This window comes from Caldivirga maquilingensis IC-167 (assembly GCF_000018305.1).
Classification (GTDB): Archaea; Thermoproteota; Thermoprotei; order Thermoproteales; family Thermocladiaceae; genus Caldivirga; species Caldivirga maquilingensis.
In genome coordinates this window covers 1,869,126-1,883,472 of record NC_009954.1, presented here as the reverse complement: position 1 = coordinate 1,883,472, position 14,347 = coordinate 1,869,126, and the positions used below count along the sequence as shown (strand labels likewise).

The window sequence follows — 14,347 nt, the reverse complement described above, 5'->3', positions numbered from 1 at the left end:
AGATATTAAATACCTTAATTCTAACCTGTACAATATAAATATTTAACCCCCATATACTTATTCGTTATTGGTATGAAAATAACGGATGTAAAGACATACGTACTAAGAGCCGAGGTGGGGAAACCCGTAACGGGGTTTAGGGGCCATTACGAGACCGTGGCATCACGCATAAGCCACGGCTTCACAGCAGTCTACGTAAAAATAGAGACTGATGAGGGCATAGTGGGCTGGGGTGAATCCATAGCGAGGGAGGCTCCCTCGGCGGCTGCCTCCGTGATTAATGAATTATTTAGGCCCATGCTCCTTGGCAGGGATCCACTGGATAATGAGGTCCTCTGGGAGGAATTATTCACTGCAATGAGGATTAGAGGGCACTTCGCGGGTTACTACGTGGAGGCTCTATCAGGGGTTGACCTAGCTCTATGGGATATTAAAGGTAAGTACTTTGGAAAGCCCGTGCATAAACTCCTGGGCGGTTCCTTCAGGGATAGGGCCACTGCATAAGTCTCATCAATCCTTTTTATGAGCCCTGAGGACACGGTTAAGGAGGTTAGTAAGTTAGTGGAGCAGGGGTTTAGGTACATTAAGGTTAAGATTGGCAGGGGATACGATGTTGATAAAGCCGTGATAAAGGCCATAAGGGACTCCCTGGGCAATGAAGTTGAGATAATGGTTGATGCCAACACGGCATACAACGTGGCCACCGCAATAAAGGTGGGCAGGATGCTTGAGAAATACGACGTACTTTGGTTTGAGGAGCCTGTACCACCTGATAACCCTGAGGCCTACGTTAGGGTTTCAAGGGCCCTGGACATACCCATAGCCGCCGCGGAAACACTATTCACAAAGTACCAGTGGCTTGAATTCATGCGTAGGGGCGCCATGGACATCACCATGCCCGACATAGCCAGGGTTGGTGGGATAACGGAGGCCATTAAAATAGCCTCATTAGCTGACTCCTTCGGCATACTTATGACATTCCACGTTGGATTATCAGGGGCTGGTTGTAGGGCGGCAACGCTCCAAGTAATAGCCTTCACTACCAAGCCACATAATCTTCACACCAACATACGAATACTACTACATCGAGAAGAACCCACTGGCATATGACATACCCAGGGAGCCCATAGAGGTATTTAAGAAGGATGAAGTAATCATACCAAGTAAACCAGGTTTGGGACTTGACATAAATGAAGAAAAACTGAAAAAATACACCACGTAGCATTTCAAAGAAAAGAATTATTTACATAATTAAATCTAACAGGTAAGATTCAATTAATTAATACGCCCAGGTATAGCAATGAGTAACCATGTCTCAGGGCAACTACAGCAGGGAGGAGATCGAGAGAGGTATTGCTAGGATCTATGAGATTGTGTTAAATACTAAGAATATAACAGCTAGATACATAGTAATTCTTGCCTTGGCCTCGCTATGGGTTGATGCCTATGATTTTGCAGCATTCACATTTGCAACAGCAGCATTTAAGAATACGTTTCCCTGGATGTCCACGTGGCTCTTTGGCCTAGCAGTAGCTGCGGTTCAAATAGGAGCTACGGTAGGTGCTGTAGTTGGTGGTTGGTTAACTGATAGAATTGGTAGAAGAAACATGTTCATCTTGAATATGATACTCTTTACGGTAATGGCAGTTGGGGCCGGTCTTGCACCGGATCCATATACTTTCACAGTCTTTAGAATATTACTTGGTTTTGCATTGGGTGCAGATACGGCAACAGGTTTTGCGTACATATTCGAATACCTAGAGAAACAGCAAAGATTAGTCTGGTCTAACTTATGGCAGTTGCAGTGGTATCTAATGTATGAGGTTGTTATATTTATCTTCGTATTACCATTCTACTTAATAACTTACTCATTACTTCATCCATGGTTCTGGAGGATTATTATGTTTGGAGGGGCCGTTTTTGCGTTCATTATATTAATGCTACGAGCAAGAATACCAGAGTCCGTACTATGGGAGGCATATAGGGGGCGTCTAGCCACTGCTAAGAGGATCCTTAAGCGTACACACGGTATTGATTTACCTGACGTACCTGATATTGACGTAGAATTAAGAAGACCTGCTAGGGGATTAAGGTCCGCATTTAAGATATTCAGGAGGAACAAGTGGAGGGAACTTGTTTATTGCTTTAATGGAAACTTTGAACAGGGTTTTGAATTTTACACCTTTGGTTTCTACATGCCGTATATATTACTGACTATGCACCTAGCCGGTTCATTAGCCACTATAGAGGCATCTGCAATATTCTATGGTATGGGTGTAATTGCTGGAGTCCTTACGGCATATCTTACGCCTAGAATAGGTACTAAGTCTCAGTACGTGATCGGTGCTGCGTTAGCTGGCATAACACTACTTGGTCTTGCATTCACATTCCTGTATCACTGGCCCCTCTGGCTATTCGTATTATTTGCTTCTGCATTTTACTTTGGGCATGTTATTGTGCCTGCAAGCCAGGGTATGACGTCCATAAATGCGGCCTTCGGTGCCAGTGAAAGAGGCACTGCAGCAGGCTGGGGTTATTTCTGGGTTAAGTTAGCCGCTGTTGTAGGTTCTTTCATAGCGCCCACATGGTTAGCCGTTCTCGGTGCCCCTAAGATGACGGAAATACTGGGTATCTATGCTTTAGCAACTGCAATCTTGGGATTAGCAATAGGTTTTGATGCTAGGAAGTATAAACCACCTGAAACAGAGGAGGTTGCTGTTTAGGCAAATTAATCGAGTAATTTGATATCACTAAAATTATAAAGTTTAAAATTATTGTTTTTGCTTCTTGGATTTTAATTTACATATTAATTTTTAAAGGAAATAAAGATCAGTAACGCATTGCATTCATATCTCTTATAAAGTATGCATTAAGGATTTTCTTTATTGCATTTCTTAGATGCGCATCGACCGTTGCCTTACTTACATTGAACTTTGCAGCAATATTATTAAGATTTATCTTTCTTGATCGATCGAAATACCCATTTAAATATGCATATACTAGTATTTTTCCCTCAGTATTTGTTAAGTAAGGTAAAGTACTACGATTAAAAAGTGGAATATTTCCGGGTATTTTATTAGTTATGAAGTTCAGTAATTCACCATAATTATTAAGTTTTTCATATAATGATGATATTTTTTCCTCATGATCATTTATTAAATATACTGTAAAGTCCTTGGTTCCATTCTTAACCTTTGAGTTTATTACAATACCCCCCTCATTTAATATTACATATTTTACCATACCCCTAATGTCGCCTAGAAAGAATACTTCATATAAATGATTATTAATCTTATTTATATATATCACATCCACTATATTGGCTAAGTGAGGTAATCTCCTTAAGAAAGTTTTTAATTCACCATATTTTGTACCCTGTGCTACTATGCCCTCGATACTGTAGCCCTTATCGAAAAATGGATAGTAATATACCATGCTAGTTTCAATACTTGGATAATCGGCCGTGGCTTCAGTCCAATCATGATAATGATGAAGTCTCACATATAATCTAGTAACCATATCCTTCACTCGAAGTCTGCTATTTATTACATTTTAAGTTTTTCCTATAATTTTAAAATAATAGAGATAACACTTTTAGTTAAATGTATTTTGCTTTACTAATGATTAAATATTTAAAAATAATGCAAAGGATAGTATGGTTGTAGTTTTCTTGATAATATTAGGAAGATTATAGACATGGTGAGAAATAATATTGAGAATATTGATTAATGGTATAGGAATGGTGAATTAACGTTAAGTTTAGGTAAAGACGATGTTGCTAAAATCAGCCTAAGCAGGAGTAATCGATAATGAATAGGTAGTATTAACTAAATATAATAGGAGGCCTCTCCGCCTCTTAATTAACCTACTACTTGGATTAACCAATAGATTCAATGCTTCTAAAGTCATCCACACTATCAATACTTTATCTACCAATTAATAACCATTAAGTACTATATCCCTTGAATGACTAGAAGCAAATACTCCAAGTATTGTAGTGTTAATGGTATCTGTATTAATATTGCTTTGGTTTGCATAATGGTTGAATAATCTTAACTTTAACTTATTCATCATGTTTTCATCACTAATGTAGTTACGCGTTATTTCACGCTACGTTACTAGTGACTTAATGAGTAGTAGAATTCCAATTATAGTGAATAACCAGTTTAATACAGTATTATTATACTTAAAGTGGGCTAGGGCGAATCTAACCCACCTCCCATTCCTCCTAATGTATATGCCTCCCTCCGTTAAGGCGTCTAGAAGCATGTGGCTCCACCCGGTTAAAGGACCCATTAATACTATGATTAACGCATTATATGCGCCTATGGGTGTCATGTAGTAGAGGAATAAAGCCACCAGTAGGCTTATGATTAAGCCGAGTGTGAATGATCTACTCATGGTGTGTGTTCTAGGTGATCTATGGGTGAATCCATTCTTCTCCTCATGTCCAAGAGCATCTATGAGGAAGTTAATTAAATATGATAAAACCAGTGAGGATCCTAGGAGGAGGATAATGTTACTTATTCCCAGGGCCGACTCAATTAACGCTGTTAAGCCAATTGAGAAGACTACATGTGTTCTAAACCGCATTAAGCCTAGGTTGAATTCAGGTTAATTTAAGTTACCTGGTGCATAAGCCCGTAATCACGTTAACCATTACGTTAAGCGCCTTAGTGAATGTGTCGTGGTTAACTGAGCCTAAGCCAATCCTAATTCCATTATTAATACCGAAGTAGAATCCTGGAACAGTTAAGACTCCTCTTCTTAATAATTCATTGGCTAATTCAAGACTGTCAACATTGCACTTAGTGGTTACGTAGGCTATGGGCATGTGATTGAAGTAAGTTACCTTAATTAAGTTACCTAATGATTCACTAATACTCATTAATGATTCCCTATTAGGTGAAATTATGCTTAGGTTTCTTCTCCTAAACCAATCCCTATTCTGGAGCATTATGGAGACGTAGGATGCCTCAAGTCCAATAACCAGGGGGCTTACTAGGTTAATTACGTTAACGGCTCTTCGAATAAGCTCCTCATCACCAATAATCCAACCAACCTTAAAGGAATCAACAGTGTAGAATTTAGAGGTACTAAAGGTGTATGCGGTATTCTCCAGGGGTAGGTCACGTAAATCACTTGTGACGAATTCAAGGAATATTGAATCAATGATTAAGTATGAGCCCTTCCTCCTAGCCTCATCAGCAAGATCCCTAATCTCACCCCTACTTAAGTGCATGCCCAGTGGATTATTTGGATTGGAGAAGAATAAAGCTGACCTGGGTTTAATATAGTTGATTAATTCACTTAACCCGTGATTCACCTTAACCTCAATTCGCCTAAGCCCAAGGAAACTTGGTAAAACCCTAATCGGCTCATACTCAGGCACCACTGTTATAACCTGATCCACAGCATCTTTAATTGCCGATAGGACTGCGAAATTGCCCTCCTGTGTACCATGGGTTAACGCAATAGCCTTAGTGGATACATTATAGATGTTGCTCAGAGCCTCCATGATATCAGTGGGTTCACCCAACTTTTCCACGTCACTCCTACTAACCGGTATCATACCGCTGCTGGCAATGTTTAAGTCAACCTTATGTTCACTTAACCATTTAAAGTGCCCTATCTCCATATTAGTAATGCATATGGTATGTATTTAAATATGAGTGGTTAACCTTAATGATGCAGGTATGGTTAGTGGTAGTTACATCTTAGCCATAGATCAAGGGACAACAGGCACTAGGGCAGTCTTATTCAGTCACGATGGTTCGTTAATCGGTTACTCATACCGTGAGCACACTCAAATATACCCTAAGCCTGCGTGGGTTGAGCATAATCCATTGGAGATTTGGGGGAATACTAAACTAGTCATTAAGGAGGTGATCGAGTACACTAGGATTAATCCTAGGGAGATAGCGGCAATTGGGGTTACTAATCAGAGGGAGACCACGGTTATTTGGGATCCAAGGAATGGGCAACCAGTCTACAATGCCATTGTCTGGCAGGATAGGAGGACGTCACAGATGGTTGATTACCTTAAGCAGAATTACCTAGGCATGATTCAGGAGAGGACAGGTCTCGTTCCTGACGCCTACTTCTCCGGTACTAAGATATGGTGGTTACTGGATAATGTGCCGGGGCTTAGGGATAGGGCTAGGAGGGGTGAGGTGGTGTTTGGGACTATTGATACTTGGATTATCTGGAACCTAACTAGGGGTAGTAAGGATGTACTCACCCCTGAGAGGAGTGGGGCTCACGTAATTGATTACAGTAATGCGTCTAGGACCATGATCTTTAATATTCATAAACTTGACTGGGATAATGAATTACTTGAGGTTGAGGGTAAGATACCGAGGGATGTACTCCCGTTACCAAGGCCATCAAGCGATAAGGCCATCTACGGGTACACAGGCCCTGAAGTTTCCCAAATACTCAATGGTGTTAACATACCTGTATGTGGGGATGCTGGGGATCAGCAGGCGGCCTTATTCGGGCAGGTGGGTTTTGATACCGGTGAGGTTAAGTCAACCTACGGTACAGGTAACTTCATACTAATGAATACCGGTGATAAACCAGTGAAGTCTAGGATGAATCTATTAACCACGGTCTACTACTCACTTGAGGAGGGGAAGGCATTATACGCACTTGAGGGTAGTGTATTCATCACTGGTGCTGCAGTGCAGTGGTTTAGGGATGGGCTTAAGGCCATTGAGGTTTCTGATGAAATAGAGCCCCTTGCAGCCAGTGCCAGTGACACCGGTGGTGTTTACTTCGTACCAGCATTCGTCGGCTTAGGTGCACCATACTGGGATCAGTACGCTAGGGGTTTAATCATTGGTATTACCCGTGGTACTGAGAGGAGGCATATTGCAAGGGCTATTCTCGAGTCAATAGCCTACTTGACTAGGGATGTGCTTGAGGCTATGATGAGTGATACTGGGGTTAAGATACCTAGGATTAAGGTTGATGGTGGTGCAGCTAAGGATAATTTCCTAATGCAGTTCCAAGCCGATATTACCGGTATTGAGGTTTGGAGGCCCGTGATTTTTGAAACAACATCACTAGGCGCCGGTTACCTGGCCGGATTAGCCGTAGGCTTCTGGAATAATTTAGAGGAAATCAAGCAGAATTGGAGGCTTGATAAGGTCTTTAAACCAAGGATGGATCCTGAAACCAGGGAGAGGCTTTACAATGGATGGAAGGCGGCGGTTAAGAGGGCATTAGGCTGGGCTAAGGAGGTACCGTGGGCTTATGGGCTTGGTTAATTGATAAAGCGTTTAAAAGTGAATTATAAGGAATACTTAATGGCGAATCCAAACCCAGATGTAGTTGTGATTGGTGGTGGAGTTAATGGATTATTTGCGGCCTTGGATTTATCATTAAGGGGTTTCCAGGTGGTATTACTGGAGAGGAATGTCATCGGTAGTGGGGCAAGCGGCAGGATGCATGGCCTACTCCACAGTGGAGCCAGGTATGTGGCCACTGACCCTAAGGCTGCCGTGGAGTGTGCTGAGGAGAATAGGATAATAGCAAGCATAGCTCCCCATGCAGTTGAGAATACTGGTGGTTATTACGTAGCTGTGGATAAGGATGATGAGGAGTACAGGGAACAGTTCATTAAGGGGTTAAGGGCCGTTAACATTGATTATAGGGAAGTTGATCCTAGGGATGCACTTAGGGAGGAGCCTAACTTAAACCCTGAGGTGAAGGCTGTGGTTGAGGTTCCAGATAAGGTGGTGTTCGCTAAGGATCTATTATTCAGCGTAGCTGCGTCAGCTTATAGGGAAGGTGCCTTAATAATTCAGGGTGCTGAGGTGGTCGGCTTTAACATAAGTGGTAGCATGATTGATGAGGTTGTGGTTAAGGATCACGTGACTGGGGATATTAGGAGAATTAGGCCAAGGGTTATTGCGGTTACTGCTGGTCCATGGACGTATAAGGTGGTTAAGATGGCTAACATTGAGGTTGATATGATGCCTACAATGGGTGTTATGGTTGTTTATAGGCGTAGATTAACTGGAAGGGTCATAAATAGGATGAGGATGCCCTCTGATGGCGATATACTCCTACCCTACGCCTCATCATCAATAGTAGGAACAACAGCAGTCATAGTTGATGACCCGGATAACTTAACCATATCCAGTGATGACATTGACTTCCTCACCTCAGAGGGTTCAAGAATGGTTCCAATGCTGACTAAGGTTGATGTGGTTAGGGCCTATGCCTCAGTTAGGCCATTAATTAAAATGCCTGGGGTTAATGCAAGGGAAGCTGCCAGGGACTTCGCTATTATTAAGCATGAGAAGCCAAGTAACCTAATATCAGTAATAGGGGGAAAGTTCACCACAGGCAGGTTGGTTGGTGAGAGGCTTAGTGACGAGGTCAGTGGACTATTGGGTTCAAGTAAGGGGTCAATGACTAGGAATCATCCATTATTCGGCGCTAATCTTTACGAGGACTTAAGGGAGCTGGATAACCCACTACGTAGCCTTGCCTTAGACTTCAAGGGCAGTATAGATGAGGAGAGGGGTAGGGTTGCTGCCTTAACACTACTAGTCAGTGAGGTAACTAGGAGTAGTAGGAGGTTAATGGGGTGGTCCTAGGTGGCTAACCTACATTACAGTGGTTCATTCAACTTAACCAAACCCCCCAGGGAGGTCACTGGGGCTTTATCTAATTTAAGCCTAGTAATCAAGTGCATCCCCAACGTCACCAGCTACGAGTTAATTAGTGAATCAAAGGCTAAGGTTAGGTTCAGGGTTGACCTAGGCGATGAAGTACCGGTGGCTGAATTAAGGAGGGTGACATCAGATACTGTTATTGAGGTTACTGAGGCATCGGAAAGCAGTATTAGGCTGAGGGTGAATGGTAGGGCTGCTGGTAGTTCAATAGAAGTCACATTAAGCATAATCGTTGAACCCAATAATGGTGGTTCCAGGGTTAATTGGAGCGCCGATGCGGGTTTAGGTAGGCTTCTTCAAATGATGGGTAGGTTCATTAACATTGATTCAATGGTGGAGAGGATAGCTAATGATACGATTAATGGTATAGTAAAATGCCTTAGTTAATAACACTGAATCTAGGCTATTACTATTTCATCAGGCCCAAGTTCCTCATCAATAATCAGTGGCCTGCGGTTTAAACATCACTAAACCACACCACTACTCTAGGCTTTTTAAAAACGCCTAATCCTTGGGCACACTTGGCTTAACCACGTAATCCATGGGTCTTGTCCTTTGATTAATCTCATAGGCAAGTGGCGTAAGCATGAGTCTCCTAACCTCATTAAGATCCCTTGAGGAGTTGGCTAAGACCCATGATAATTTAACGAAGGCGGTTTCAGGATGCATGTCCTCACTTGGTATTACACCAATCCTAAGCAACTCCACACCCCTCCTATACACATTTAAGTTAACCCTACCGAATATTGTCTGACTGGATATTACCACGGGTATGCCTGATTCAATGGCTCTAGCTATTGGCTTAAGTAACCACTCCCCCACGTGACCGAAACCAGTGCCCTCTATTACTATGCCGTGGTAACCCTTATCCACCAGGTAATCCAGTAATTCACTACTCATGCCTGGGTAATACTTGATTAAAGCCACCTTATCATCAAACCTAGTACTACACTCCAATCGCCCCCTCCCCTTATAGTCACTGGTATTCATTATTAACTTACCCTCCTTGGTCAGTACCTTGGCTATTGGTTCATGGTTCACCGATATGAAGGCATCCCTCCTGGACGTGTGCATTTTCCTAACCCTCACACCCCTATGAACAGCCACCACACCATCACTGGTGTTATCATGCATCGCAACCACGGACTCGGCGAATTTAGCCTGGGAAGCCACTAGGGTTGCTGCGTAAAGGTTCTCAAAGGAGTCGCTTGAAGGCCTATCACTACTCCTCTGGGCACCCACGAGAACAACTGGACCTGGGGCTGACTTAATGGCGAAGGCTAATGCAGCGGCCGTGTAGTGCATTGTGTCTGTACCATGTAGGACAACAACACCAACAACACCATCATTAAAGGCCCTACACGCCTCCTCAGCAATCATACTCCACCTGGTTGGAGTCATGTCCTCACTGAATATTGACATTAAGTTAACCATCTCTATTGATGCTAAACCCCTTAACTCAGGGTACATTAAGTAAAGATCCTCCAGACTGAAGCTTGGGTAAACAGCCCCAGTGACGTAATCAACCCTAGACATTATAGTACCCCCAGTGGCCACGAACCTAACCCTACCCCCAGTACCCTTTACAGTCATCACAGTACCGTATGATGGTACCTCAACCTTAGGTGGCTCATATTTACCTAGAACCTCCACTGCCTGTATCTTATCAACATGAATACCGGCGTTGTAACCATTCTCAAGCTTCACCAGTAGTACATCAGGATCACCCACCTCAGGCCTAGGCAGTATTAAACCCTCCAGTGTCGAGCCATCCTTTAAACGCACCCTAACCCTACTAAACTCCCCAATCCCCCCTAGAAGTGCCTTAACCCGTTCAGAGTAAGCCACGGTTAGGCTTAGGTAACGCCCTTATAATACTTTATTAACCACCCAATGTACATTAAATATACTAATAATCAATGAACCAGAGAGACTGCGGCATTACCTAATTAATACGGCTAGAATTTATTAAGACCAGTGAGAATCATAGTGCCACTCAATCCAACTCAAGGAATTACCCCCTTCTACAGCATTTACGAATTCCGCATCACCAAGTCTGTACGAAGACAATCCATGAATCATAAGTCACCCTGTTCACCATATCCTACAAATGATGACCATGTGTTGATTGATAGTTCAACGCAACTATTTTATGGCGACTGGTCTAAGGGGTTAGTGGTCAATTTAGCTTTGATGCGTTAACAGAGTCCTCAATGAGGTTCATTTAAGGAGAATTAAAGGACTATATGAGTAAAATCCTGAACCTAGGTTATCCACGCTCCCAGTTATCTTATTCTTAAGGCCTCCCTGAGCAAAGTCTCTGCCTCTTGGTGCATAGGTTAACTATGATTATTTAAGGTATTCTAGTCACTAAACCCGTTGTGGTGTTTATTATTAGCGTGGTGACTAACATTCCCGTTATATCATTGGCATCATAGGATAATGTATGCTCAACCACATTGAATACCTTAACCTCAAGGCCCTAGTGACCTCCCTAACTAGCCCTAAAGCCTCCCTTGTGGTGAATCTGCCTGATGATGGGTTATTGGCTTAGGTGCATAGGCTGAGTCCACCATATCCATGTTCACACTCATGTGTATAATCCTGGCATTATTTTCCATAATGACTTAGTGTATTTACATTATCTAGTCCTTCCCCATCTACCTGGTTCATTAATGAACTTATACATGTATTCCTTAAATAAATGGTACATTCACATGGTAAAAATCTTAGTTTAAAAGTTACTAAAGCCAACTGATGGGGAGATAAGGTTTATTTAAAAAGGTTATTTCACATAATTAACGGTTACTATGGATAATAAGACTTATTTTGACCTGTAAGAGAAGGTTGCGATAATATATGAGTCAAGGGGAACGGTTAAAGATTGATTGGTCATCGTTATGGAGGAAGGAAGATTGGTGGGCTCTTTGGATAGGGCTATTGATATTCTTCCTAGCCCTACCTGGCTATTATAAAATATATCTACTGGGTTGGGTTCCCAGGGTTGCTGTGCCTTGGCTTGACCCATCGAAGAGCCTAGTAGTTGTCGCTCAGGCATTAACCATGACCAAGGCCTATCCAGGGCTTAACCCTGTACTCAGCGTGTTCTTCTTCTGCATATTTCTATTGGCGATATTAACTTTTGCCGCTTGGTTAATGAAGTATAATGTGAAGAGGTTTGCGGCTGGTTTCACGATACTATTCATCCTAACATTCGGCTTTTGATGGCTCTTCGGCTATGCCTACTTCAACGCAACCCCTGATCAATACGCAAAACTTCACATTACCTGGTCCATACCCGTGGGTGCTGATGGCATATTGATATACTTACTCCTAATTGGTTTGTTTATATCAAACGTTATCTTTTACAAGAAATTACCTACCGTTCTCGAGGCAGGTGCTAGGACTGAGTGGTACATAAAAACAGCCATCGTGCTACTTGGGGCATTGATTGGTGCATCATCACTTAGGTACATGACAATAGCTATTACTTTGGTTGAGAGATCATTAATCGCGATAGTTGCCGCTTACTTAATTTACTGGCCAATATCATACTTCCTCTCTTATAAGTTGTTTAAACTTGACAATAAATGGGCAGCTACATTGGCCTCAGGCGTAAGCATATGCGGTGTTTCTGCAGCCATAGCAACAGCAGCCGCAATAGGTGCGCCATCAATCATTCCAGCCACTGTGTCATCCATAATAGTTCTCTTCGCGGTAGTAGAGTTGGTAATACTACCTTTCGTTGCGGCTTCAATACTTAAGTGGGCTCCCTACGCGGCCGGTGCCTGGATGGGGTTGAGTGTCAAGACTGATGGTGCAGCTGCTGCAAGCGGTGCTTTGGCTGACGCCTTAATTAGTAATCAACCCGGTCTTGCGGTTTATAAGACGTGGGTTATGAACACAGCAGTCATGACTAAGGTATTCATTGATATATGGATTGGCTTGTGGGCATTCATACTAGCCGTGATATGGCTGATGATTGTTGAGAAGAAGCCAGGGCAGAAGGTGCCGGCAATAATGATTTGGTTTAGGTTCCCGAAGTTCGTGCTGGGTTATATAAGCACGTGGCTAATACTATGGGGTGTAGGCTTCACTGTGGGTGCCGTGGTAGCTTCTAAGTTTATGGTGGGTGGTATAACGCCACAGACTGAGTTATTTAGGTACTTCTTCTTTGCCTTAACCTTCATGTCCATAGGACTAGTCACCAGGTTTAGAACCCTCGCTGAGATAAAGGCAGGGCGTATGATAATTGCTTACGTGGTGTCGTTAATTATCATTATCTTCATAGCCCTTGGTCCCTCAATAGCCTTCTTCGCTGGATTACCACCACCTAAGTGATGGGTGGTTCATCATTAATTTTAAAATAAATATTTTTAATACTTATCCACGAATAGCCCAAATAGAAATCTCCACCTCATGTAATGCATCATGTATTTACTGCCCACGTACGGTATTGAGGAGTGAGTGGATTTCTAGGTTCATGGACCTTAAATTATACAGTCGCGTGATAAAGGAGTTACTAAGCATGGGGTCTGTGAGGTACGTGCACTTACAGGGGTGGGGTGAATCCCTCTTACACCCCAATCTTTCAAGCATTATTAATGAAGTTCGTAATAATGTTAATTTCGGTCTCACAACAAATGGAATGTTACTAAATGAGCATTATGCACGTATGTTATTAGAATCAGGGATTGATATAATTGCAGTGACTTTCGCGGGGACTTTTCCATCAACACATAATGCTATAAGGAGAGGCTGTGACTTCAATATTCTCATTAATAACGTAAGAGAACTCATTAAAATTAAGGACATGTTAAAGAGTGGTTCCAGAGTAGTAGCTAGTTATATCATGATGCCAGTAAATATCCACGAATTACCCGACTTCATAGAGCTGGTCAATAACCTGGGGATTGAGGAAGTAGTGCTTGACAACCTATCGTATATATTAAATAAGGATATGATTATGTCAAAGGCATTCTCAGACCCCATGGAGAGAGAATTTAAGATCTACGAACGTATAATTAATTTAACACTAAGAAGGGCTAGGGAGTTAGGCATTAAATTATTCACATACTCACTAAATTGCTGGGAACTCACTGAATGTCCTGAGAGGCCCACTGAAACCATATTCATAAATGTTGATGGCTATGTCTCACCATGCGTCTTCCTAAACCTACCAACAAGAAGTAACTATATACCCCGTTGCTTCATGGGTAAATGTTTTAAAGTAAAGAAGGTAATCTTCGGGAACTTAAACAATGATAGAATTATGAACATATGGAATAGTGAAGCCTATCGAGAATTTAGGTTTAAATTTATAAGAAGACACCAAGACTCTACTTCTATCAATGAATATAGCATGGATTTAATGCCACCCAGTCCATGCATTACCTGCTATAGATTATACGGTGTTTAATTATTAATATGCAGAGATAATGAGGTATGAATAGGACCTTAGCTAAGTGAAGGAATTAATACAACTGAGGTATTGGTAATTATTATGAGGTTCAGGGCTAGGTGAGGGTTGAGCGTGGAATTACCTTCACTCCTCCTAATGAGAGTTATTATCACTGCCATGTATGCGTAAATGAGTGCTTAATACCAAGGGGCTCACTTAAGGGGGTAAGAAACCGAGTCAGGGTATTAAGAGGATTTGT

General features: G+C 42.2%; 13 protein-coding genes. 9 read left to right on the top strand and 4 right to left on the bottom strand.

The window, feature by feature from the left end:
* Positions 1 to 72 precede the first annotated feature (72 nt).
* The 3 genes from CMAQ_RS10485 (at position 73) to CMAQ_RS09270 (ending at position 2,723) form a co-directional block, all read left to right on the top strand.
* A complete protein-coding gene (locus CMAQ_RS10485; protein WP_052290732.1) occupies positions 73 to 504 on the top strand; it encodes an enolase-like domain-containing protein in 432 nt (143 codons plus the stop codon).
* Between the two features lie 18 nt (positions 505 to 522).
* Entirely contained in the window at positions 523 to 1,110 is a 588-nt protein-coding gene (locus CMAQ_RS10480; protein ID WP_052290731.1) for a mandelate racemase/muconate lactonizing enzyme family protein, read from the top strand.
* Positions 1,111 to 1,310: 200 nt separating this feature from the next.
* Complete coding sequence (locus tag CMAQ_RS09270; RefSeq protein ID WP_012186844.1) at positions 1,311 to 2,723, top strand: MFS transporter; 1,413 nt, start codon at positions 1,311 to 1,313, stop codon at positions 2,721 to 2,723.
* 106 nt (positions 2,724 to 2,829) lie between these two features.
* Here the strand turns inward: CMAQ_RS09270 and CMAQ_RS09265 are convergent, their stop codons facing one another.
* The 3 genes from CMAQ_RS09265 to CMAQ_RS09255 form a co-directional block, all read right to left on the bottom strand.
* Positions 2,830 to 3,519, bottom strand: coding sequence for a helix-turn-helix domain-containing protein (locus tag CMAQ_RS09265; protein ID WP_012186843.1), 690 nt, complete (start codon positions 3,517 to 3,519; stop codon positions 2,830 to 2,832).
* A gap of 591 nt (positions 3,520 to 4,110) precedes the next feature.
* Entirely contained in the window at positions 4,111 to 4,593 is a 483-nt protein-coding gene (locus tag CMAQ_RS09260; protein WP_012186842.1) for a DUF1286 domain-containing protein, read from the bottom strand.
* Positions 4,594 to 4,624: 31 nt separating this feature from the next.
* Positions 4,625 to 5,638 (bottom strand): pyridoxal phosphate-dependent aminotransferase, encoded by a 1,014-nt coding sequence (locus CMAQ_RS09255; RefSeq protein ID WP_012186841.1) that lies wholly within the window; start codon positions 5,636 to 5,638, stop codon positions 4,625 to 4,627.
* Between the two features lie 58 nt (positions 5,639 to 5,696).
* Here CMAQ_RS09255 and glpK point away from each other — a divergent pair, with 58 nt between their 5' ends.
* Genes glpK through CMAQ_RS09240 form a run of 3 tightly spaced genes read left to right on the top strand, consistent with a single transcriptional unit; the run spans position 5,697 to position 9,074 of the window.
* Positions 5,697 to 7,271 (top strand): glycerol kinase GlpK, encoded by a 1,575-nt coding sequence (gene glpK / locus CMAQ_RS09250; RefSeq protein ID WP_048063076.1) that lies wholly within the window; start codon positions 5,697 to 5,699, stop codon positions 7,269 to 7,271.
* A gap of 39 nt (positions 7,272 to 7,310) precedes the next feature.
* Positions 7,311 to 8,609 (top strand): FAD-dependent oxidoreductase, encoded by a 1,299-nt coding sequence (locus tag CMAQ_RS09245; protein ID WP_012186839.1) that lies wholly within the window; start codon positions 7,311 to 7,313, stop codon positions 8,607 to 8,609.
* Positions 8,610 to 9,074 (top strand): SRPBCC family protein, encoded by a 465-nt coding sequence (locus tag CMAQ_RS09240; protein WP_012186838.1) that lies wholly within the window; start codon positions 8,610 to 8,612, stop codon positions 9,072 to 9,074. It begins immediately after the preceding gene.
* 117 nt (positions 9,075 to 9,191) lie between these two features.
* Here CMAQ_RS09240 and gatD read toward each other — a convergent pair whose 3' ends face one another.
* Complete coding sequence (gene gatD / locus CMAQ_RS09235; RefSeq protein WP_012186837.1) at positions 9,192 to 10,535, bottom strand: Glu-tRNA(Gln) amidotransferase subunit GatD; 1,344 nt, start codon at positions 10,533 to 10,535, stop codon at positions 9,192 to 9,194.
* A gap of 1,011 nt (positions 10,536 to 11,546) precedes the next feature.
* On the opposite strand from gatD, the gene CMAQ_RS10880 reads away from it, so the two are divergent.
* The 3 genes from CMAQ_RS10880 (at position 11,547) to CMAQ_RS09225 (ending at position 14,106) form a co-directional block, all read left to right on the top strand.
* Positions 11,547 to 11,912 (top strand): hypothetical protein, encoded by a 366-nt coding sequence (locus CMAQ_RS10880; protein WP_232203757.1) that lies wholly within the window; start codon positions 11,547 to 11,549, stop codon positions 11,910 to 11,912.
* Positions 11,913 to 11,987: 75 nt separating this feature from the next.
* Positions 11,988 to 13,028: a putative sulfate exporter family transporter gene (locus CMAQ_RS09230; RefSeq protein ID WP_232203755.1), complete on the top strand. Its 1,041-nt coding sequence runs from the start codon at positions 11,988 to 11,990 to the stop codon at positions 13,026 to 13,028.
* Positions 13,029 to 13,038: 10 nt separating this feature from the next.
* The gene (locus CMAQ_RS09225; RefSeq protein ID WP_338028841.1) at positions 13,039 to 14,106 is read left to right on the top strand and encodes a radical SAM/SPASM domain-containing protein; all 1,068 of its coding nucleotides are present in this window, start codon (positions 13,039 to 13,041) and stop codon (positions 14,104 to 14,106) included.
* The last annotated feature ends 241 nt before the right edge of the window (positions 14,107 to 14,347 follow it).